The sequence below is a fragment of the Martinezella sp. CNPSo 3732 genome (genome assembly GCF_057784515.1).
The window spans coordinates 388,876-408,934 of sequence record NZ_JBXSOO010000002.1; the positions used below are offsets into that span (position 1 = coordinate 388,876).

Annotated in this window: 23 protein-coding genes and 1 tRNA gene; 15 read left to right on the forward strand and 9 right to left on the reverse strand. The window is 59.1% G+C overall.

What is annotated here, in order from left to right:
• Positions 1-20: 20 nt before the first annotated feature.
• Positions 21-530, reverse strand: coding sequence for a cupin domain-containing protein (locus AC13RM_RS06750; protein WP_285173373.1), 510 nt, complete (start codon positions 528-530; stop codon positions 21-23).
• 197 nt (positions 531-727) lie between these two features.
• On the opposite strand from AC13RM_RS06750, the gene AC13RM_RS06755 reads away from it, so the two are divergent.
• The 3 genes from AC13RM_RS06755 to AC13RM_RS06765 all read left to right on the forward strand — a co-directional run bounded on the left by AC13RM_RS06755 (position 728) and on the right by AC13RM_RS06765 (position 4,056).
• Positions 728-1,183 carry a 6,7-dimethyl-8-ribityllumazine synthase gene (locus AC13RM_RS06755; RefSeq protein ID WP_285173371.1) on the forward strand — a complete coding sequence of 152 codons (456 nt, stop codon included), beginning with the start codon at positions 728-730 and terminating at the stop codon, positions 1,181-1,183.
• A gap of 3 nt (positions 1,184-1,186) precedes the next feature.
• A complete protein-coding gene (gene nusB / locus AC13RM_RS06760) occupies positions 1,187-1,669 on the forward strand; it encodes a transcription antitermination factor NusB (RefSeq protein ID WP_047627120.1) in 483 nt (160 codons plus the stop codon).
• A gap of 248 nt (positions 1,670-1,917) precedes the next feature.
• Positions 1,918-4,056, forward strand: coding sequence for a sodium-translocating pyrophosphatase (locus AC13RM_RS06765; RefSeq protein ID WP_113229608.1), 2,139 nt, complete (start codon positions 1,918-1,920; stop codon positions 4,054-4,056).
• Positions 4,057-4,134: 78 nt separating this feature from the next.
• Here AC13RM_RS06765 and AC13RM_RS06770 read toward each other — a convergent pair whose 3' ends face one another.
• Positions 4,135-4,644 (reverse strand): outer membrane protein assembly factor BamE, encoded by a 510-nt coding sequence (locus AC13RM_RS06770; protein WP_069616250.1) that lies wholly within the window; start codon positions 4,642-4,644, stop codon positions 4,135-4,137.
• Between the two features lie 280 nt (positions 4,645-4,924).
• Between AC13RM_RS06770 and AC13RM_RS06775 the strand changes: the two genes are divergently transcribed.
• From AC13RM_RS06775 to AC13RM_RS06810, 8 genes are all read left to right on the forward strand, one after another.
• A complete protein-coding gene (locus AC13RM_RS06775) occupies positions 4,925-5,482 on the forward strand; it encodes a ubiquinol-cytochrome C chaperone family protein (protein ID WP_488554722.1) in 558 nt (185 codons plus the stop codon).
• Between the two features lie 9 nt (positions 5,483-5,491).
• Positions 5,492-6,049, forward strand: a complete 558-nt coding sequence (locus AC13RM_RS06780) for a YceD family protein (protein ID WP_285173361.1) — start codon at positions 5,492-5,494, stop codon at positions 6,047-6,049.
• A 102-nt stretch (positions 6,050-6,151) separates the two neighbouring features.
• Positions 6,152-7,198 (forward strand): phosphate acyltransferase PlsX, encoded by a 1,047-nt coding sequence (plsX, locus tag AC13RM_RS06785; RefSeq protein ID WP_285173359.1) that lies wholly within the window; start codon positions 6,152-6,154, stop codon positions 7,196-7,198.
• Between the two features lie 19 nt (positions 7,199-7,217).
• Complete coding sequence (locus tag AC13RM_RS06790) at positions 7,218-8,189, forward strand: beta-ketoacyl-ACP synthase III (RefSeq protein WP_285173358.1); 972 nt, start codon at positions 7,218-7,220, stop codon at positions 8,187-8,189.
• A 107-nt stretch (positions 8,190-8,296) separates the two neighbouring features.
• Positions 8,297-8,635 carry an integration host factor subunit alpha gene (locus AC13RM_RS06795; RefSeq protein WP_069616254.1) on the forward strand — a complete coding sequence of 113 codons (339 nt, stop codon included), beginning with the start codon at positions 8,297-8,299 and terminating at the stop codon, positions 8,633-8,635.
• Between the two features lie 230 nt (positions 8,636-8,865).
• Positions 8,866-9,411: a MerR family transcriptional regulator gene (locus AC13RM_RS06800; RefSeq protein WP_113229611.1), complete on the forward strand. Its 546-nt coding sequence runs from the start codon at positions 8,866-8,868 to the stop codon at positions 9,409-9,411.
• Between the two features lie 339 nt (positions 9,412-9,750).
• The gene (locus tag AC13RM_RS06805) at positions 9,751-10,854 is read left to right on the forward strand and encodes a porin (protein ID WP_285173340.1); all 1,104 of its coding nucleotides are present in this window, start codon (positions 9,751-9,753) and stop codon (positions 10,852-10,854) included.
• Between the two features lie 247 nt (positions 10,855-11,101).
• Entirely contained in the window at positions 11,102-11,431 is a 330-nt protein-coding gene (locus AC13RM_RS06810) for a hypothetical protein (protein WP_069616257.1), read from the forward strand.
• 177 nt (positions 11,432-11,608) lie between these two features.
• Here the strand turns inward: AC13RM_RS06810 and AC13RM_RS06815 are convergent, their stop codons facing one another.
• The gene (locus AC13RM_RS06815; RefSeq protein ID WP_374816857.1) at positions 11,609-11,869 is read right to left on the reverse strand and encodes a hypothetical protein; all 261 of its coding nucleotides are present in this window, start codon (positions 11,867-11,869) and stop codon (positions 11,609-11,611) included.
• Between the two features lie 174 nt (positions 11,870-12,043).
• Between AC13RM_RS06815 and AC13RM_RS06820 the strand changes: the two genes are divergently transcribed.
• Entirely contained in the window at positions 12,044-12,454 is a 411-nt protein-coding gene (locus AC13RM_RS06820) for a BA14K family protein (RefSeq protein ID WP_285174065.1), read from the forward strand.
• A gap of 86 nt (positions 12,455-12,540) precedes the next feature.
• A tRNA-Pro gene (locus tag AC13RM_RS06825) sits at positions 12,541-12,617 on the forward strand.
• 36 nt (positions 12,618-12,653) lie between these two features.
• Here AC13RM_RS06825 and AC13RM_RS06830 read toward each other — a convergent pair.
• Complete coding sequence (locus AC13RM_RS06830) at positions 12,654-13,349, reverse strand: thermonuclease family protein (RefSeq protein ID WP_374816858.1); 696 nt, start codon at positions 13,347-13,349, stop codon at positions 12,654-12,656.
• A 93-nt stretch (positions 13,350-13,442) separates the two neighbouring features.
• The gene (locus tag AC13RM_RS06835) at positions 13,443-13,835 is read right to left on the reverse strand and encodes a hypothetical protein (protein ID WP_440479081.1); all 393 of its coding nucleotides are present in this window, start codon (positions 13,833-13,835) and stop codon (positions 13,443-13,445) included.
• A gap of 239 nt (positions 13,836-14,074) precedes the next feature.
• On the opposite strand from AC13RM_RS06835, the gene AC13RM_RS06840 reads away from it, so the two are divergent.
• Both AC13RM_RS06840 and AC13RM_RS06845 read left to right on the forward strand, forming a co-directional pair.
• A complete protein-coding gene (locus AC13RM_RS06840; protein ID WP_113229617.1) occupies positions 14,075-14,287 on the forward strand; it encodes a hypothetical protein in 213 nt (70 codons plus the stop codon).
• A gap of 224 nt (positions 14,288-14,511) precedes the next feature.
• Positions 14,512-15,534, forward strand: a complete 1,023-nt coding sequence (locus AC13RM_RS06845; RefSeq protein ID WP_440479082.1) for an extracellular catalytic domain type 1 short-chain-length polyhydroxyalkanoate depolymerase — start codon at positions 14,512-14,514, stop codon at positions 15,532-15,534.
• Positions 15,535-15,599: 65 nt separating this feature from the next.
• Here the strand turns inward: AC13RM_RS06845 and AC13RM_RS06850 are convergent, their stop codons facing one another.
• From AC13RM_RS06850 to AC13RM_RS06865, 4 genes are all read right to left on the reverse strand, one after another.
• Positions 15,600-15,890 (reverse strand): helix-turn-helix domain-containing protein, encoded by a 291-nt coding sequence (locus AC13RM_RS06850; RefSeq protein WP_440479083.1) that lies wholly within the window; start codon positions 15,888-15,890, stop codon positions 15,600-15,602.
• Between the two features lie 64 nt (positions 15,891-15,954).
• Positions 15,955-17,190, reverse strand: a complete 1,236-nt coding sequence (locus AC13RM_RS06855; protein ID WP_488554723.1) for a glycosyltransferase family 4 protein — start codon at positions 17,188-17,190, stop codon at positions 15,955-15,957.
• Positions 17,187-18,449, reverse strand: coding sequence for an O-antigen ligase family protein (locus AC13RM_RS06860; RefSeq protein WP_440479084.1), 1,263 nt, complete (start codon positions 18,447-18,449; stop codon positions 17,187-17,189). The genes AC13RM_RS06855 and AC13RM_RS06860 overlap by 4 nt, the downstream gene beginning before the upstream one ends.
• Entirely contained in the window at positions 18,446-20,002 is a 1,557-nt protein-coding gene (locus tag AC13RM_RS06865) for an undecaprenyl-phosphate glucose phosphotransferase (protein WP_440479085.1), read from the reverse strand. The genes AC13RM_RS06860 and AC13RM_RS06865 overlap by 4 nt, the downstream gene beginning before the upstream one ends.
• Between the last annotated feature and the right edge of the window lie 57 nt (positions 20,003-20,059).

Sequence of the window (20,059 nt, forward strand, 5' to 3'; positions counted from 1 at the left end):
GAAAATGGTTTTGGTGGTGGTCAGTCGTCGGAGGCGCCGGGCTCGCCGTCCCAGTAGTCGAGGTTGGTGGCAGCGGCGCGGCCGATCGCACGGAAAGCCGTCCTGCCGTCGCTATAGGTTTTGGCCAGGAACTTGCCGGAATCGGGATATTCCACGATTTCGGTCCGCGCCTTCGTGGAAATGGCGAGATAGGTGAGCACGCCGGGGCCGACATTGATCAGCTGATGTGCCGTTTCCGGGCCGCCGGCTGGAGCGCCCAGAACATCGCCCTTGCCGACCGCGATGCGCTGGCCGCCGAAGCGATATTCGCCTTCGCCGTCGAGAATGACGAACATCTCCTCCTCGACATGATGATTGTGAAACGGACAGCCGGATTTGCCCGGGGGCACCTCGTTGTAGCTGATGCCGAGCTGCTTCAGCCCGAGCTTCGCTCCGAAGGACGTGTCGCTGCCGGCAAAGAAGCTGCCTTGCTGCCAATGTTCCAGTTCAAGCTCGCCGACATTGATGGCGGGTGTGGATTTCTTCGTCATGAACCTCCCCCTCGCAGGCTGCAAATTATTATCGAAGCGGTTGCGTGTGCGGAAGCCACAATTTCCGCGGCGCGCCGATCATTTCCAAATAGGGTCGGAATCGGCGCGGGCCATTGAAAAACACTTGCCAAGCGAGGCCCGCCGTGGTTTGACCCGGCCTAACAAGGTGCCGCGCCCTCTCAAATTGCAGGTGATGTATGACCAGCTCTTCCAATGCTCATATCCTTATCGTCGAAGCTCGCTTCTATGACGATATGGCCGATGCCCTGCTCGACGGCGCCAAGGCCGCTCTCGAGGAGGCAGGCGCGACCTATGATATCGTTACCGTGCCCGGTGCTCTGGAGATCCCCGCGGCAATTGCCATGGCGCTCGATGGCGGCGACAATGGTAATGTGGTTTATGACGGCTATGTGGCTCTCGGCATGGTTATCCGCGGCGAGACCTATCATTTCGATATCGTCGCCAATGAATCCTCGCGGGCTCTGATGGATCTGGCCGTCAGCGAATCTCTCGCGATCGGCAATGGTATCCTTACCGTCGAGAACGATGAGCAGGCATGGGCGCGTGCGCGCCGTTCGGACAAGGACAAGGGCGGTTTCGCCGCCCGTGCGGCGCTGACCATGATCGCGCTGAAAGAGAAGTTGGGTGCATAATAGATGAGCAATCAGGATAACGAGCGACCGGCCAAGCCCGCCAACCAGCGGGGTGCCGCGCGTCTTGCGGCGGTTCAGGCGCTCTATCAGATGGATATCGGCGGAACCGGCGTTCTGGAGGTGGTGGCTGAATACGAAGCCCACCGTCTCGGGCAGGAGCTGGATGGCGAGACCTATCTGAAGGCCGATGCATCCTGGTTCCGCTCCATCGTGTCGGGCGTCGTGCGTGAGCAGACGCGGCTCGATCCGCTGATCGGCTCTGCGCTTCAAGACGACTGGGCATTGTCGCGTCTCGATAGCACCGTGCGCGCTATCCTGCGCGCTGGCACCTTCGAGCTTATCGACCGCAAGGACGTGCCGGTTCCTGTCATCGTCACTGAATATGTCGAAATCGCGCATGCCTTCTTCGAGGAGGACGAGCCGAAGCTCGTGAATGCCGTGCTCGACCGAATCGCCAAGCAGGTTCGCGGCGAAGCGAAGAAATAAGCCTCGTCGGACGCTCGGATCGTAGCGGTACGCATTTTCGTTTCCTTCGTTCGCGCCTGATTTCATCTTCGAATATTCTTTTGAACCTTCTGCGGGTGTTTTACCCGCGGACGGTCTTGACGCGACGTTTTCCCGCCATCAATCTCGCAACTGCACATCGGCCGATCTCCTGGAGGAGGGGATCGACCGTTGTTGCAGGCGGCCGGGGGAGGAGTGAACCGCCGGCTTTTTTGGAGGGAAAAAGCGAAATGTCGATTCTTTTAGGAGTGATCGCATGCGGACTGCTCTCGGTGATTTACGCCGTATGGGCAACCCGGTCGGTGCTCGCTGCCGATCAGGGCAACGCCCGCATGCAGGAGATTGCCGGGTATATTCGTGAAGGAGCGCAAGCCTATCTGGCGCGCCAATATAGAACCATCGCCATCGTCGGGATCATCGTTTTCATCGCGGCCTGGCTCCTCTTGTCGGCCGAAGCCGCTTTTGGCTTCCTGATCGGCGCAATCCTCTCAGGCGCCGCAGGTTTCATCGGCATGCACGTCTCCGTGCGTGCCAATGTTCGGACCGCGCAAGCCTCGTCGCAGAGCCTGTCTGCTGGCCTCGACATTGCCTTCAAGTCGGGCGCCATTACCGGCATGCTGGTCGCGGGCCTCGCCTTGCTCGGCGTGTCCATCTACTTCTACGTCCTGACCGGTATTCTCGGCCATGAAGCCGGTTCGCGTGACGTGATCGATGCGCTCGTCGCCCTTGGTTTCGGCGCCTCGCTGATCTCGATCTTCGCCCGTCTCGGCGGTGGTATCTTCACCAAGGGGGCCGACGTCGGCGGTGACCTCGTCGGCAAGGTTGAAGCCGGCATTCCGGAGGACGATCCGCGCAATCCGGCCACCATCGCCGACAACGTCGGCGACAATGTTGGCGATTGCGCCGGCATGGCGGCCGACCTGTTCGAAACCTATGCGGTGTCCGTTGTCGCGACCATGGTTCTCGCCGCTATCTTCTTCGCCGGCTCACCGCTTCTTGGCTCGGCCATGATCTACCCGCTGGCGATTTGCGGCGCCTGCATCATCACCTCGATCATCGGCACCTTCTTCGTCAAGCTCGGTGTCAATGGTTCGATCATGGGTGCTCTTTACAAGGGCCTCATCGCGACCGGCGTATTGTCGATCATCGGTCTGGCCGCAGCCACCTCGCTCACCATCGGCTGGGGTTCGATCGGCACCGTTGGCGGCTTCGACATCACCGGCACGAAGCTCTTTACCTGTGGTATCGTCGGTCTCATCGTCACGGCGCTGATCGTCGTCATCACCGAATACTATACCGGCACCAACAAGCGGCCGGTCAATTCCATCGCCCAGGCATCGGTTACCGGTCATGGCACCAACGTCATCCAGGGCCTTGCCGTCTCGCTGGAATCGACGGCATTGCCGGCGATCGTCATCGTCGGCGGCATCATCGCCACCTACCAGCTCGGCGGCCTGTTCGGCACGGGTATTGCGGTCACCGCCATGCTCGGCCTTGCCGGTATGATCGTCGCGCTCGACGCCTTCGGCCCGGTCACGGACAATGCCGGCGGCATCGCGGAGATGTCGCATCTTCCGCCGGAAGTACGCAAATCCACCGATGCGCTGGACGCTGTCGGTAACACCACCAAGGCCGTTACCAAAGGTTACGCAATCGGTTCGGCGGGTCTCGGCGCGCTGGTCTTGTTCGCGGCCTATGCGAACGATTTGCAGTATTTTGCCGCTCACGGTGACAAATACCCGTACTTCGCCAATGTAGGCACGATCTCGTTCGAACTTTCGAACCCTTACGTCGTTGCCGGTCTGCTGTTCGGCGGACTTATCCCCTATCTCTTCGGCGGTATCGCCATGACGGCCGTCGGCCGAGCCGCCGGAGCGATCGTGGAAGAGGTTCGCAAGCAGTTTCGTGAAAAGCCCGGTATCATGCAGGGCACGGAGCGTCCCGATTACGGCCGCGCCGTCGATCTGCTGACCAAGGCGGCCATCCGCGAGATGATCATTCCGTCGCTCTTGCCGGTTCTGGCGCCGGTCGTGGTCTATTTCGGCGTCCTGCTATTGTCCGGCTCCAAAGCCTCTGCCTTTGCCGCTCTCGGCGCTTCGCTGCTTGGCGTGATCATCAACGGCCTCTTCGTCGCCATCTCGATGACGTCGGGCGGCGGCGCCTGGGACAACGCCAAGAAGAGCTTCGAGGATGGCTTCGTCGACAAGGACGGCACGCGCCATATGAAAGGCTCGGAAGCTCACAAGGCATCGGTGACGGGCGACACCGTCGGCGATCCCTACAAGGATACGGCAGGTCCGGCCGTCAATCCGGCGATCAAGATCACCAATATCGTCGCCCTGCTATTGCTTGCGATCCTTGCCGGCTAAGCGAAGCAGACCGAACGCAAAAAGAAAACCCGCGGGGCGCAGTGCCTCGCGGGTTTTTCATTGAGATATCGTCCGGTCTTATTGGCCCGGGTTGAGGTTGTTGAGGAAGTTCCTTGCGCCGTTGACGCCGCTTCCGCTGCCCTGGAGGATCTGCTGCAGGAAGGTGATGTCGCGACCGCCGGTCGGGGTCGTGCGGCTGATCATGTCGAAGACCTTGCCGTCCTTCAGCGTGTAGTTGGCTTCCTGCTTCACCACCCCGTCCTTGTCGAAATAGATCGCCAGAATGTTCTGATCGACCAGCTTCGGCTTCATGAAAGCGACGGCGCGCGTACGCTTCTGGGAGATGTAGTAGAAGACTTCGCCATCGAAGGTCGCGGTGGTGGAAGGCGTGCCGAGCGACAGCAGGACTTGTTCGCGGCTCGAACCGACCGGCGCAAGTGCCAGCGACTGCGGGTCGAAGATATAACCGTTGTTCATAACCTCGCTGGTCTTGCAACCCGAAAGGCCCATGGTCGCAATCACCAGGGCAATGGCGGCAGCGCTGCTGAAAGTAATGTCAGACTTGAAATACCGTCTGGTCAACGACATCTCATCTCCCCTAATGAATCAATCCGATGGCCGGACGGCCGATATGACCTTGCTGTGCACATCATTGTGGCCTTTCCGCGATGGCAAAAGGCACAATCATGTTGTTCGGCACTCTTCGTCACCGATCATGCACAACGTGACGACGGTAAGGGCTGGAGCCTCGAAGCGGGCACAAACGGCATTGCAATTCGCGCCTGCTTCGGTAAACCAGCTTTTGCGTGGATGCAACAAGGCCAAGCAAAATCGGCGCGCTCCGAGGGAGCCAATTCCGGGAATTTTCATGATTTTTGGGCTCTTCCGCAAAAGAAATCACAATCAGATCATCGTTGTCAGGCAGTATGAGGCGCTGACATCCATGGCGCGACAGCCGATTTTCTATACCGACTACGAGGTGCCCGATACGGTGATGGGGCGCTTCGAATTGCTGTCGGTGATGATGATCCTGTTCTTTCGCCGCACGCGATCGTCGGCGACAAGCGGTCAGGAACTGGCGCAGGAAATCGTGGATGCTTTCTTCGAGGATATCGATTATTCGATCCGAGAGCTCGGTATAGGCGACAACAGCGTGCCGAAGCGCATGAAGAAGCTGGCCGGCATGTTTTATGGGCGGCTCGAAAGCTATGCGGGTGCCATGGATAGCGGCGATCGCACCGCGCTTGCCGCGGCGCTTCAGCGCAACATCTATCCCAAGGCGAGCGAAAGCGCGGCATCCATGCGTTCGCTGGCCGATTGGATGATAATCGCGGAAGCGCACTTGGCGACCATAACCGAAAACCAGATCGCTACGGGCTCGGCGACGCTGCCAGTGCCGGATAAAGTCGGCCAACGGGCCGGTTAGGAGATAAAAATGAAAAGACACGACTCCGATGAAACGCCATTTTCCTATCCGGTGAAGGTGGGACATATCTCCGCCAATCCGGTGGATGTCCATGTCGAGGCTGACGATCGCGAATTGGCCGGGCTCGCCGCTCTCTGGGATGTTCTTTCGGTCGGCAAGCTCGAAGCCGACCTCAAGATTTCTCGCTGGAAGCGTGACGGCGTGCGCATCAAGGGCAATGTGAAGGCAAAGATCGTTCAGGCTTGCGTTGTCACACTCGAGCCGGTCGAATCTGATATCGACGAGGACTTCGAGCACATCTTCGTGCCCGAGGATTCCAAACTGGCGCGTGCGCCTTCTGTGGATGCCGGAGAAATGATACTTGATCCCGATGGCCCGGATCTTCCGGAGACCTTTACCGGCGATACGATTGACGCCGGCGCGGCCGTTGCGGAATTTGCCGCCCTGGCCATCGATCCCTATCCGCGCAAGCCCGGGGTCGAGTTCGATGCGCATATAGAAGACACGGGCGAAGATGACAGAAAACCGTCGCCCTTTGCCGTTCTGAAAGATTGGAAAAAGGAATAGGCCCCGGTGCCGTTCGAGCACAATTCAGTTGTCACCGGGGGAGAAAACGGTATTTTGACGCCAAATTCGCCCGTCGCGGCGGAGAAAAAGGACTAGGGACGCGTGATCAGAATTTCTCTTGACCTAATGGGTGGCGACTTCGGCCCTGAGGTTGTTGTTCCCGGCGCGGCCAAGGCGCTGGATAGGCATCCCGATATTACATTCATCATGTACGGACAGAAGGAACGCTGCGAGGCGGTCCTCGCCAAATATCCCAAGCTTCGCGAAAAATCGGTTTTTCACGAATGCGAGGTTGCCATCAGCATGGATGAAAAGCCGAGCCAGGCGCTGCGCCGCGGCCGCTACGTCTCCAGCATGTGGCGCTCCATCGAGGCGGTGAAGACGGGCGATGCCGATGTCGTCGTGTCGGCCGGCAACACCGGTGCGCTGATGGCGATGGCGAAATTCTGTCTCCGCACCATGGCCAATATCGAACGTCCGGCAATCGCGGCGATCTGGCCGACGCTGCGCGGCGAAAGCATCGTGCTCGATGTCGGCGCGACGATCGGCGCCGATGCCCAGCAATTGCTCGACTTTGCCCTGATGGGTGGCGCTATGGCGCGCGCGCTCTTCGAGATCGAGCGCCCGACCGTCGGCCTGCTGAATGTCGGCGTCGAGGAAATCAAGGGCCAGGAAGAGGTCAAGGATGCCGGCCGTCTCATTCGCGAAGCCAATCTCGAATCGCTTGAGTATTCCGGTTTTGTCGAAGGCGATGATATCGGCAAGGGCACGGTCGACGTCGTCGTCACGGAAGGCTTTTCCGGCAATATCGCGCTGAAGGCGGCGGAAGGCACGGCAAAGCAGATCGGCGCCTATCTGCGCGCCGCCATGTCGCGCACGCTGCTTGCGCGTATCGGCTATGTATTAGCCAAGGGCGCCTTCGATCTGCTGCGCGAGAAGCTCGACCCCAGCAAGGTCAATGGCGGCGTTTTCCTCGGCCTCAACGGTATCGTCATCAAGAGCCATGGCGGCGCCAATGCGGAAGCCTTCGCAGCCGCCATCGATGTCGGCTATGATATGGCCAAGAATGGGCTCACGCAGAAAATCGAAAACGATTTGAAGAGATATCATGCCAAACGGCTGCCCCCCATCGGGCCGGAAGCGGCATGAGAGACGGGGTACAAGCAGAATGATCCGTTCAATTGTTCGCGGTTTTGGGGCGGCGCTCCCCAAACGCGTCATGACCAATGCCGAGATGGAGCAGGTCGTCGATACCAGCGACGACTGGATCGTCCAGCGCTCCGGCATTCGCCAACGCTATATCGCCGGCGAAGGTGAAACCACGGCTTCGCTTGGCGAGCAGGCGGCGCGTGCGGCTCTCGCCAATGCCGGGATGACGCCGGATGACCTCGACCTCATCATCGTTGCCACATCGACGCCCGACAATACCTTTCCTGCCACGGCGGTGAATATCCAGAACCGGCTCGGCATGCATCATGGCTTCGCCTTCGATGTCCAGGCCGTCTGCACCGGCTTCGTCTATGCGGTAACCACGGCTGACGCCTATATTCGCGGCGGCCTTGCCAAGCGCGTGCTCGTCATCGGCGCCGAGACATTTTCCCGTATCCTCAATTGGACGGATCGTACGACGTGCGTCCTTTTCGGTGATGGCGCTGGTGCGCTGATCCTTGAAGCTGGCGAGGGAAGCGGTGCCAATAGCGATCGCGGTGTGCTGACGGCAAGTCTGCGCTCCGATGGCTCCCACAAGGAAAAGCTTTATGTCGATGGCGGCCCGTCCACGACGGGAACGGTCGGTGTCCTGCATATGGCGGGGCGCGAAGTGTTCAAGCACGCCGTCGGCATGATTACCGACGTCATCCAGGCCGCATTCGATGCGACAGGCACCACGCCCGACGATCTCGACTGGCTCGTGCCGCATCAGGCCAACCGCCGCATCATCGATGGGTCCGCCAAGAAGCTCGGAATCGCTCCCGAGAAGGTTGTGGTCACTGTAGACCTTCATGGCAACACGTCGGCTGCGTCCATCCCGCTTGCGCTCGCCGTTGCGGCCGGTGACGGGCGAATCAAGAAGGGCGACCTGGTGATGCTGGAGGCCATGGGCGGCGGCTTCACCTGGGGTGCGGTCCTGTTGCGCTGGTAGTGCCGCATCTCTAAAAGCCGTTCCGAACAAGAGCTTGACCGTTCGGCGCAACGGCAATAGTCTCGCAAAACCTGAAGAAGATTACGCAGCAATATGGGCGGGGAGCTATGACGGGCAAGACAGTGACGCGCGCAGACCTGGCGGAATCGGTATTCCGGAAAGTTGGTCTCTCCAGAACGGAGTCGGCTGAGCTCGTCGAGACTGTGATCGATGAAATTTGCAACGCCATCGTGCGTGGAGAAACGGTAAAGCTCTCCTCGTTTGCGACATTCCAGGTGCGTGACAAGAATGAGCGCATTGGCCGCAATCCGAAGACCGGCGAGGAAGTGCCGATCTCTCCGCGGCGTGTCATGACCTTCAAGGCGTCGAACGTCCTCAAGACCCGCATTCTGAAAGCACATGCGAGCCGCAAGGCGAAGGCCAAGCCGGTAAATCCCGCCTCCTGATCCATCCTTGTGATTTCTGTTTTCGTTCGGCCGCACGCTTTGCCGTGCGGTCGCTCCGGAGCATCTTTTGTGCTGATTTGTCGCCAGCCTGTGCAGCGGCTGAAGATGTGACTTGAATTTCTACCGCCAAACCGTTGAAATATGGTGAGTCGTATCATGGAGTGATACGAATGCCGACATCCGCTTTTGCGTGATCCGGCCAAACGGCGCCGTATGCGCAGTGTGGGAGTATGATGATGGACAAGAGCCCGGATGCATTTCGCACGATCAGCGAAGTCGCGGAAGACCTTGATCTGCCGCAGCATGTCCTACGGTTCTGGGAGACCCGGTTTCCGCAGATAAAGCCGATGAAGCGGGGTGGCGGCCGGCGCTATTATCGCCCCGAGGATGTCGACCTGCTGAATGGTATCCGCCATCTGCTCTACGATCACGGTTATACGATCAAGGGTGTTCAGAAGCTCCTGAAGACCAACGGCAACAAGTTCGTCGTCGCCGTCGGGCATGGCGATCTGGCCAGTGTGGAAGCGCTCGCGGCAGCTCAAGAGCCCGCCGCCGTGGAGCCCCGCGTGGCCTCTGCCAATTCTGACGAAGACCAGATTGTCGGCCGCGCCAAGGCGCCGATCAGCCGCCGTTTCTTCAATTTCGTCAGCGGTGACGACGGCGTGCCTGATGTCTCCATCGGCAAATCGAGTGTCGGCAAGGAGGATCGCGCTTTGCTTCAGGAGACGCTTTACGATCTTCTGGAATGCAAGCGTCTCCTCGATCAGGTGCGATAAGGCTGCCCGCACGCGTTGGGGCCGCACGTGTTGGGGATTGTGGCCAAAGCATTGTGTTTCGCAAGTGTACAACTGTGGTATGCATTCGCTCCAGCGCGTGTGTCGTGTCCGTTTTGTCATTGCGGCAGGCGCGTGACATTTTTGTCACGTCCGCTACTCTTCTGCGTTGCAGGAATTAGTTCGGCAGCCTTATTAACTTGCTGGGACAAGCTCACGGGTTCAGTTTGACGGCGAAGCTTATTGCTTCGCCCTGTTTGAGGGGAACAGTCAGGCTATGGAGGGGCACGCTGTTGTCTGCCGGGAGACTCCATCTCTGACGGATAGTCGAATGGAGACACCATGAACATCAAGAGCCTTCTTCTTGGCTCCGCCGCTGCCATTGTCGCGGCGAGCGCCGCCCATGCCGCCGACGCTATTGTCGCTGCGGAACCCGAACCGCTTGAATATGTCCGTATCTGCGATGGATACGGCACAGGCTATTTCTACATTCCCGGTACTGAAACCTGCCTGAAAGTCGGCGGAAAGGTTCGCACGGAAGGCGAGTGGTATGACGCCTATAATCCGCGCAGTAAAGTCGGCACGCTCTGGCATGAGCGTGTGGAGCTCAATGTCGATACGGCGACCGACACCGAATACGGTCCATTGAAGACCAACACCATCTTCCGCTGGGAGTGGAATGATGGAGGCGCGACCTCCTCCAAACTGCTGTTTGCCAATATCAGCCTCGGCGGCTTCACAGTCGGCAAACTCGATTCTCAGTACAATCTTTACGTGGGCTATGCGGGCGATGTCATCAACGACGACGTGATCTATGACGGGCCGTATGAACTTAATCAGCTGACCTATAAATACGAGCCGGACAATGGCTTCTCGGCTGTGATCTCGCTGGAAGACTCCAATTCCACCTCCGACGGTGAAGCCTCTTACGGTGCAGGCTGGTGGACGGACGACAAATCCAACCACTATGCTCCCGACGTCGTTGCCGGGCTCGGCTACAAGGCCGGCAACTGGGGCATCAAGGTCGTCGGCGGCTATGATTCCATTGTTGAGGAAGGTGCCATCAAGGCTCGTCTCGACGCCAAGTTCGGCGGCGTGGAAGCCTTTCTGATGGGTGGCTGGAATACCGACGGCGACAAGCTGAACAAATATGCCGGCACCAACCAGGATATTTCAGCTTGCACGACCTCAAGCGGCACCAACGCGGCCAAATGTGGCTGGGGTGACTGGGCGCTTTGGGCCGGCGTTGGCGTCCCGGTCAACGACAAGCTGAAGTGGAACCTGCAGCTTGCCTATACAGAGTCTAAGATGTTCGAGGCGACCACAAACCTCAAGATCTATCCGGTCAAGGATTTCCTGGTCGAGCCGGAACTCACCTATGTGCATTATGACTACATCAAGGATGATACGGTCGCCGGCATCCTTCGTTTCGAACGGAACTTCTGATCGAAAACGCGCCCGCGCTCTCGACGGGGTGCGGGCGCGCAAATCGGATATGAAGGCCCCGTCATCAGCGGGGTCTTTTCATTTGCACTAAGCTGCTATCCGGCCGTTAAGCACGATACCATCCTTGCGTGCAGTTTTGCCACGGTTTGACGGATTTCGCGCGGTGCTTGATAAGGTTGGTTGCCAAAGCTTACCTTTGGCTGTATTTCGCTTTCCCGGGGTTGTATCCTAAATTGCCGGAGGGAATATGCGCATACGTGCCACGATGGCGGCGAGCCTTGTCGCTATATCAACCATTCTATCGAGCTGTCAGACACCGCAGGAATCTGCGATGAATGCGGAAATGACCTGCCAGTCGCAGGGGTTCCGTCCGGGCACGCAGCGTTACAATCGCTGCGTCGGCGCGACGTACCAGTCCAATCGCGCCCAGGCGCAACAGGCTGAAAACCAGGCTGCCGCTCTGGCTGCTGCCGGCATCATCGGTGGCGTTCTCGTCGGCGCCGCTGTCAGCGATAATCATCATCACCGCGGCTATTATGGCCGACCCTATTATCGCCGCTGCTATCGCTGCTGGTAAGCGTGGCTTTTATCCGCATTACATCACACTCCGTCGGCTCATGCGGGCGGAGTGTTCGTTTTCAGATCCAACGAACCTCAAGAGCAAGTCCAGGAAACTGCAACGGTTTTCCGTCCGGAGTTGCGTAAAAGGCAAAGGGATGGGCGTTTTCGCGATTCGTGGAAAAGCGCGAAGGCTCTAATCTGGCGGGCTCATTTCCTGGCGGTTGACGAGCTTCACGCTTCGGTCCGGCTGGACGATATAGGTTTCGATAACATCCTGGCCCCACTGGTTCGTAAAGTGATGCTGGAATTGCGACCCGGGAGGCGATTTCGTCAGTTTCATATGCGGCTGGCCGCCATAGGTGATGCTGCCCGGGATAGGCTGCACCGATTCCGTCGTGTTGCACGCGGAGAGCAGCGATAGGCACAACAGGAGACTCATTACATAGGGCTTCATTGCTTTGACTTTCCGCCCACTTTCCGTCTTGCGAAGTCCGTCGCACATAAAGACGGAAGGGCATCTATGAGTGTGGCTCCAAATCACTATATACAGATAATGACGGCGTGCTCGGCAGCAAGGTTGTTGTGCGGATTTACTTGATGGCGCCGCCGGATTTCGAAGGAGTCGCATATGTTTACGATTGCGAGATCGATAACTGCCGCAGGCTTTGGTCTTATACTGGCGGCGGGTGCTATCATGCCGGCGAATGCCCTCACCATGCCGACCCTGACAGTGCCTGCAACCGGACGATCGGACATCATCCAGGTTCGCGATCACGGTCATGGCCACGGCCATCGGCATCATCACCATAATCGTTGGGGCAGCGGCCATCGGCTGCATGGCTCGGACAGCTATTATGACGACGATTCGGATAGCGGCGTGCTCTTCAAATCTTTTGTGACCGGCACTTTGTTCAACAGGCAAGGCTCACAGAGCTATTACGGCGCTCATGCGCGTGACTGCGCAAGCCGCTACCGCTCTTATCGCGCCTCCGATAACACCTATCAGCCGAGCCGCGGACCGAGGCAGCTGTGCCGTTGAACGGCAATTTTTTCTGAGCAGGCCGACACTTTTCGCTTGCGTCGGGAAACGCTAAACTCTAAACGAAACAAGCCGTTTCGGCAGGTCGGGGCGTAGCGCAGCCCGGTAGCGCACTTGACTGGGGGTCAAGGGGTCGCTGGTTCGAGTCCAGTCGCCCCGACCATTTATCTCCTTGAACTCCCAATCGAATTTCTGAAAATCAGCTACACCAGGATGTAGCCTGGCCGGTCCACCGACGCGCTAGACCTTCCGACACCATCTGATCGCCAAGCGAGCGCCCCGCGCGCATGGCAATGCGCAGCTTGCCCCCATTCGGGTCGTCGCGGCGGCTGCTGCCGGAAAGCACGAAGTTTCCATCGTTGAGAATGGCCTGCAGGCGCAGTTTCGCGGCCACCCCCCTCTGTCTTTCGCTGGGGCAGCGCGCGGCACCGGCGTCCGGCACATCGATATCGGCCAACTGAATCCGGATGCCATCCTGCCAGAAGGTATTGCCGTCGACGACGCAGTTCGTTCCGGATCCGGCGCCGCACAGCACGAAACGACCATCCGATTGTGCACGCAAGCTAGGTATCGGCCGTTCGACCGGTATCTTATTGACCGGCATCGCCACGGGAACGGCAGCGGGTGGCACCGGCAGGGCGGATGTCGCGCGCGGCTCCGAAGTGACTGCTGCCGTCCTCATCTGCGGCTTTGCCGCCGGCACGGGCGTCTCCCGGGCCATATGCGGCATGCCGGCGGCTGCTCCGGCATGCGCCAGCATCGACGGCATATCCTTGCGATGCTGATAGGCGTAGAGGCCGGCTACCGTTGCCAGGCCGACAACGCCCCATAGCCACATCGAATTGCCCGCCTTGGACTGCGGCTTGCGCCGCGTGCGTCGTTTCGCTTTCGCCATGGTATCGTCCCTCAATTGCGAGGGGGATTATCGCCGGCATTTCTTACCGATCCGTTGGCTTCCGCGGAGATCATGAACTGCGATGGGGCAAAGCTATTTTGCGGCCGCTGTCGGCGGCTTCAGTTTCACCGACATCGTCACCTGTCCGTTAATGGAAAGTCTCGTGCCGCGATTGTCTGGATTGTTGACCGAGGTATTGCTCGACAGAGCGCTTATCTCGCAGGCATCGGCGATGGTGTCGAGCAGGGTGGTGCAGCTGCTTGCGGCAATCTTATAGAAGGATTTCAAGGCCTTCTCCTGCTGCTCCTCGCTGTCGCCGTCCGCCACGGGATAGGAGATCGATATTCCCGATTGCACGGAAATATATCCTTCGGGCGGCTGACGAGGGTTGCGCAGCGGAAGATTCGAAAAATTCTGTGCGAGGGCCGGCAGGGCCGTTGCTGCAAGCGCCAAGCTGAGAGCCGTCCGTATCAGAAATTTGGTCATCATTATGCCTCCGTTTTTTCCCGCTTATTGCATATGCGGATAAAGGCTGGGTGATGCATTAACTTAAAATTGTACCCTCGATCGAATCTCCGTAAAGTTTGCGAATCAGAAATGCATCGCCCGAAATGCTTCCTTGCCAACCCCACACGCAAGGCGCATAGTCTAATCCTGTCGTCGGGAATAAAACGGGTGCCGGCGAGGTACTGCGTGCTTCTGCCCACGGACTATGAGACGCGCAAATGCTGGACACACCTATCCATCCACGAGATCTGCCGCTGTTTTCAGACGATCTGGATCGCCTCGAGAAGGTACTGGACACGGTCTGCAAGGATCGCGGCATGGACCCGCGCAGCCTTGAGGCAGAGCGCCTCGGCGCATTGATTATTCAGCTTTATCGTCAGGGCGTGAAGGACGACGCAAAACTTCTCGCGCTCGCACGGGCTTATTTCTGACGCAACTGCGTTTTTTTATGGCCGAAAATCTAATCGATTTAAGCTGATTTCACATAGCAGCAATGATGCTTTGTGCCTGTTCGAAGCGGACCGGCCTCCCTATATTTGCTGCGTTGCACAAAGAGATTCGATTTCTCGATGTCACTGATTCTGGAAAGGAACAGTGCGCGCCAGCCCGCAGCGGAGGAAAAAACCTGCCGTGGCTGACGTGGATAGAAAGGTCCATGATGAATTTTAAAGTTCCGAGCCGGCTTCGCCGCTTGCTCGTCGATTCCGTCGAGCTGCCGCAGCTCAAATTTCCGATGACGCAGCCGCAATCGCAGCCGTCGCGCCGTCGCGTTCCCACGCGCCCGTTGCCGCAGCGGCTGACGGAAGTTTTGTGGTTCGGCCGCAATCCTGGCGATTTGCGCATGCTCGAATATGTGCCGCCGGGTGTGAGGGGGCCGATGCCGCTCGTCGTTGTCCTGCACGGCTGTCATCAGAATGCCGAGGATTTCGATCGCGCGAGCGGATGGACGGCACTTGCGCGCCAGCATGGATTTACCGTGCTTTATGCGGAACAGAAGGCATCGAACAACCCGAATCTCTGTTTCAACTGGTTTCGCCCGAGCATGGTCACGCGTGATCGCGGTGAACTCGGCTCAATCAGAGAAATGATCGATTTCAGCCGTCGCCTGCATGCAATCGACGACAGCAGGATTTTCGTCATGGGCCTCTCGGCCGGTGGCGCTATGGCAGCGGCATTGCTCGCGACCTATCCGGAACTCTTTGCCGCAGGCGCCATCATCGGCGGCCTGCCTTTCAGCGCTGCCCGCGATGCCATGTCGGCACTTGATGTCATGAAACGCGGCTCAAGCCGCCCGGCGGAAAAATGGGGCGAGCTCGTTCGCGAAGTTTCCCCCGAAGCTGCTCGCTATCCGGCTGTCTCCATCTGGCATGGCGATGCCGATGATGTGGTGTCCTTCGCCAATGCCGAGGCATCCGTCGCGCAATGGTTGACCGCACGCGAGCGTCCGCGCACAAAGGGTCGGCTGCGCCTTTTCGAAGGTGGCGAGCGGCGCGAATGGCGCGACGACTATGGCCATATGATCCTTGAGCTCGTGACGCTCAACGATTTCGGGCATGGCCTGCCGGTTGGCTCCATTGTTGAAGGCTGGGAGCCGGCAAACAACACCGAACGCTACATCCTGCCTGCAGCCCTCTCTGCGCCCGAAGAACTTGTCAAAGGCTGGAAGCTGGCGGCCTGAAGCAGATCGCGCAAGGCTTTAAAGGCAGGAAGCGGCTCCTGGAGATTGCTACCCTGCATCAGCTATCAATCGTCATTGGTGGCATTCAGGTTCTCAGGCCGAATGCCATCATTCTCGGACCAATGCTTGAAGCGAATGCCGGGGCCGCCGGTGCCGTCACTGCCGCCGGCGAGGAAAAGCACGCCGTGGTTCTCGAGGACGGAGCGAACTGTCGCAAGCGCCCTCATATCCGCTGAGCCGATCCCTGTTTCCAGCGCTTCGATCGCCGAAACCGGAAGTTTGCTCTCCCTGGCAAGCGTTTCCACCGTCAGTCCGAGCATGGCGCGCGCGCCGCGCAATTGTGCTGAAGTAATCATGAGTTAAGTCTATCGCATCGGCTTGAAAAGCGGAACCGATTTCCGACGAAAATCCTCTGCGAGTTTAAAGGGCCGCCGCGCTCTTCTCCCGGCCCTTACGCTTATTGTCCAAAGTGGAATTTGCTATCAACTCCAGTGGGGCAGGGGCGGGGTGGCCGAGTAGGTCGAGATAAATCTTCTCGGTCGCATCAGCCATGCCGGCCAGCGTATAGCCATCCTTGCGGCGGCGGGCTTCGGCGGTAAAATTCGCCAGCAACGTCGGATCGGCAAAACGAGCCATCGCGGCCGCTAACGCTTCCGGATTATCGCTGTTCGGCACGATGTAGCCGTTCTTGCCGTGCTCCAGCACCGTGCGTGCGCCCCCGACATCGGCGAGCAGCAGCGGCTTGCCCGCAGCTGCGGCTTCCAGCATCACATAGGACATCGCCTCGTAGCGGCTTGGCATGACGACGACATCGAAGGCGTCGATGGCCGTCACACCCGGCACGCTGCCGTCGATGCGGGCGCGATCTTCAAGCCCGGCCGCCTTGATCATTTCTCTTGTGACATCGGCCAGCTCACCGATCCCGATCATCAGCAGATGGGCCTGCGGCAATTGGGTTGCTATCCGCGCAAAAGCCGCGACTAAGCGCTCGGGCGCCTTCTGCCGCGTCATCCTGCCGACGAAGCCGAAGAGCAAAGCTTCCTGAGGAATGCCGTAGCGTCTGCGGATGGCCGCTCGCTGGCTGAGCGGAGGCGCATTGACGCCGTTGACGACGACACGCAAGCGTCTTTCCGGAATGCCGAGCGACAGGGCGTGATTATATTCATCCTGCGAAACGCAGACCAGGCGATCCGTCAGCCATGTCCCGAGAAGGCGCTCGATCCCGCCATAGATCAGGCGGCCTTTCGCACCGAGCGTCGGGTCCATGGTGCGGAAGGCATGCGGCGTGTAGAGAACGGGGACATGGCGCCCAGGTAGCCGCAGGCGGGTAAGCGCGCCGGCTTTCGAGCTATGGCCATGGATCAGATCGAACGGCCCATGAGTGGCCGCGATCTTGCGCAGTTGCCACCATGCCGTCAGATCCCAGGGGCCGGGCGCGCGCCGCATGCCAAGCGGAATGACATTGTCCAGGCCGATATTTTCCAGCTCTGCGACGAAAGCGGGCTCGGCGCGCACTGGGGAATAGATAGCGGTCACGGAATGGCCGCGATGCTGCATGGCCCGGCATAGGTCGAGAAAATGTCGCCCGGAGCCACCGCCGCTCGGCTCGAGAACCTGCAGCAACGACAGGCGCTTGACGTTGGTGCGAATGTTCACGATGTAGCTTCCCTTTTGTTCAAGTCACGCTGAAACTTCTGCTCCAGGGCGCCGCAGCCCCAGACGATTCCGATCAGCATGTAGAAATGGCGCCAGTGGTCGGTATCGATGACGTTGCCGATGCCGACATGGCCGAGAATGACGATCCAGGCGATCATCAGGTAGGGCTGCCAGGGTCGCTCTCTCAGGAGGTTGCGGAAGCCGATATAGATGGTCCAGCAGATCATGCTGATCCACGTTACGAAGCCGATCCAGCCGTAGGTGGTCAGCGTCTTTAGCCAGGTATTATGTTCGTCTTCGCGGAAGATCTGGCCGAAGACCAGCGGCCCGATGCCGAAAGGCCGTTCCATGGACATTTGGAAGCCGATGCTATGGCGTTCGAAGCGGCCGAGATGGCCTCCGTCGTAGCTCTGAACCAGCTGCAGGCGCGTCGAAAACAGGTCGCTGACCTGCGGAAATTGCAGCGCGACGACGAGCAGCACGACCATGAGGATGATGGCCGCCAGCGACATCACCAGAATGCGCAGCCGGAAGGTATTGCTACGGTGCTTCAACAGCATGCAGAAGATCAGCATCGCTGAGGCGAAGGCGAAGAGAGCCCAGGCTGCGCGGGAGAAGGACAGGAAAATGCCGAAGGCGAGCACGAACAGGCAGATGCCCATGATCGGCGCCTTCTTCAGGTCGCCGATCAGCAGGCCGTGCATGAGGTAGAGGCTCGGCGCCACGAGATAGGGGCCGAAGACGTTCGGGTCCTGGAACGCCCCCATGGCGCGGTCATAGCGGGTGAAGATGTCGAAGCCCGGCACGGCATGGAAGTAGCCGAGGATGCCGAGGCTTGCGGTGATCAGCGCTGCCACGACCCAGGTACTGAAGATCAGCTTCAGCCGCTTTTCGTTGTCTTCGGTAATGGTGGCATAGAAAACGGAGCTCAGCGCCAGGAAGGTGGAAACGGCGATATAGATCGGGCCGTCGAGGTGGTTGCCGGCAGCAAGATCGTGCATCTGCGTGATCGAGAGCATGCCACCAACATTGAACAGCAGGAACAGGGCCAGCAGTGGCGCGACGCTACGCGAGATTTTCAGCCCGAGAATGAACCAGGTACCGATCAGAAAAGCGAGCCACAGCTCATAGGGCGCCGGCTCGGCGATGACGAAGCCCGACAGGAACACACCGATGGCAACGCTGGCCGTACCGACCAGCCGCATGGCGGCAAGCTGCGGCTGCGCGACGCGGGGCGATGGCAGGTCGATCGCGCTCAATAGGCATTTTCCGTATTGAGCAGACGAAACGGCGTCAGGAACAGGATCTTCAGATCGAAGAGCAGCGACCAGTTCTCGATATAGTAAAGATCATAGGCCGTGCGGAACTTGATCTTGTCATCGGTGTCGATCTCGCCGCGCCAGCCGTTGATCTGCGCCCAGCCGGTCACGCCCGGTTTCACGCGATGGCGCGCGAAATAGCCTTCGACGACGTCGGCATAGGTACGGTTATGGCTTGCGGCTAGAACGGCGTGAGGGCGCGGTCCCACAAGCGACAGGCTGCCGAGCAGTACGTTGAAAAGCTGCGGCAACTCGTCGATCGAGGTCTTGCGGATGAAGCGGCCGACGGGGGTCACGCGCGGGTCGTTCTTAGTTACGGCATTGCGTGCCGACGGATCGCTCATGTGGGTGTACATCGAGCGGAACTTGAAGACGTTGATGATCTCGTTGTTGAAGCCATGGCGCTTCTGCATGAAGAAGACCGGCCCTCTTGAGGTTGTCTTCACGGCAATTGCCGCACCGAGCATGATCGGCCAGAGCAAAGCAAGTGCGACCAGGCTGAAGAAGATGTCGAAGATGCGTTTTGCAACGCCATCCCAGTCGCGGATGGGCTTGTTGAAGATGTCGAGCATCGGCACGGCGCCGACATGTGAGTAGGCGCGGGGGCGGAAGCGCAGCTTGTTGGCATGGGCCGCCAGGCGAATGTCGACAGGCAGCACCCAAAGCATTTTCAGCAATTGCAGAATGCGATCCTCGGCGCTGATCGGCAAGGCGATGATCAGCATGTCTATGCGCACGAGCCGGGCGAATTCGACCAGTTCCGATACCGTGCCCAGCTTCGGGTAACCGGCGACCATGACCGGCGAGCGCTTTTCGCCGCGATCGTCGAAGATGCCGCAGATACGGATATCGTTGTCGGGCTGATGCTCGAGCGCGCGGATGAGTTCCTTTGCCGGTTCGCCGCCGCCGACGATGACGGCGCGCCGCTCCATGACGCCGTTGCGAGCCCAGTGGCGGATACCGTAGGCAAACAGGAGGCGAGCCACCAGAAGGAACCCTGCGCCTGCCGCGAGCCAAAGGCTGAGGAGCGAAAGGGAGTAGATATTGTTAATGTCGAAGGGCAGAAGGGCAATGACCATGACCGCAAAGGCGGCCCCCCAGGACCCGAGAATCCGGTGGAGGAAATGATGCGGCGAGCGCAAGACCGGTATCTGATAGGCATCCGCAATCTGCAGAAAGACGATTGCAAGACCGCAGAGGGCGATCGTCACCACAGTCTTCGACAGGAAAGGATGATTGTCCGACGTACCGAAGAGGAGGATCGCAAGTCCGAATGCGAGTAGCGACAGAAATTCGAACAGCCGGTATTGTCCGACGATGATCGCCGGAGACTGGTTGGTTTCGCGAAGCTGTTCGGCGATTTGCCGTGCGTAGGCATTCATGCCATCTGGACGATCGCTATGAGTCTCGCCGGCACCGCGGGTGCGGATTTCCGAAACCTGCTTGCGAAGATTGTCCAAGTCGAATTGCTCGGACTTTTCCGTAGTGTTCATGGCAGCTTATCCGGTCGTTACCAGACAACGCGTATCAGATATCAGCTAAGAAACACT

Coding starts and splice junctions, on each gene's coding strand:
- AC13RM_RS06810 (WP_069616257.1), top strand. CDS start 11,102: ATGCGCATACGTGCCACGATGGCGGCGAGCCTTGTCGCTATATCAACC.
- AC13RM_RS06795 (WP_069616254.1), top strand. CDS start 8,297: ATGACGGGCAAGACAGTGACGCGCGCAGACCTGGCGGAATCGGTATTC.
- AC13RM_RS06830 (WP_374816858.1), bottom strand. CDS start 13,349: ATGGCGAAAGCGAAACGACGCACGCGGCGCAAGCCGCAGTCCAAGGCG.
- AC13RM_RS06820 (WP_285174065.1), top strand. CDS start 12,044: ATGTTTACGATTGCGAGATCGATAACTGCCGCAGGCTTTGGTCTTATA.
- AC13RM_RS06750 (WP_285173373.1), bottom strand. CDS start 530: ATGACGAAGAAATCCACACCCGCCATCAATGTCGGCGAGCTTGAACTG.
- AC13RM_RS06780 (WP_285173361.1), top strand. CDS start 5,492: ATGAAAAGACACGACTCCGATGAAACGCCATTTTCCTATCCGGTGAAG.
- nusB (WP_047627120.1), top strand. CDS start 1,187: ATGAGCAATCAGGATAACGAGCGACCGGCCAAGCCCGCCAACCAGCGG.
- AC13RM_RS06800 (WP_113229611.1), top strand. CDS start 8,866: ATGATGATGGACAAGAGCCCGGATGCATTTCGCACGATCAGCGAAGTC.
- AC13RM_RS06770 (WP_069616250.1), bottom strand. CDS start 4,644: ATGTCGTTGACCAGACGGTATTTCAAGTCTGACATTACTTTCAGCAGC.
- AC13RM_RS06775 (WP_488554722.1), top strand. CDS start 4,925: ATGATTTTTGGGCTCTTCCGCAAAAGAAATCACAATCAGATCATCGTT.
- AC13RM_RS06845 (WP_440479082.1), top strand. CDS start 14,512: ATGATGAATTTTAAAGTTCCGAGCCGGCTTCGCCGCTTGCTCGTCGAT.
- AC13RM_RS06815 (WP_374816857.1), bottom strand. CDS start 11,869: ATGAAGCCCTATGTAATGAGTCTCCTGTTGTGCCTATCGCTGCTCTCC.
- AC13RM_RS06805 (WP_285173340.1), top strand. CDS start 9,751: ATGAACATCAAGAGCCTTCTTCTTGGCTCCGCCGCTGCCATTGTCGCG.
- AC13RM_RS06835 (WP_440479081.1), bottom strand. CDS start 13,835: ATGACCAAATTTCTGATACGGACGGCTCTCAGCTTGGCGCTTGCAGCA.
- AC13RM_RS06765 (WP_113229608.1), top strand. CDS start 1,918: ATGTCGATTCTTTTAGGAGTGATCGCATGCGGACTGCTCTCGGTGATT.
- AC13RM_RS06840 (WP_113229617.1), top strand. CDS start 14,075: ATGCTGGACACACCTATCCATCCACGAGATCTGCCGCTGTTTTCAGAC.
- AC13RM_RS06865 (WP_440479085.1), bottom strand. CDS start 20,002: ATGAACACTACGGAAAAGTCCGAGCAATTCGACTTGGACAATCTTCGC.
- AC13RM_RS06790 (WP_285173358.1), top strand. CDS start 7,218: ATGATCCGTTCAATTGTTCGCGGTTTTGGGGCGGCGCTCCCCAAACGC.
- AC13RM_RS06755 (WP_285173371.1), top strand. CDS start 728: ATGACCAGCTCTTCCAATGCTCATATCCTTATCGTCGAAGCTCGCTTC.
- AC13RM_RS06850 (WP_440479083.1), bottom strand. CDS start 15,890: ATGATTACTTCAGCACAATTGCGCGGCGCGCGCGCCATGCTCGGACTG.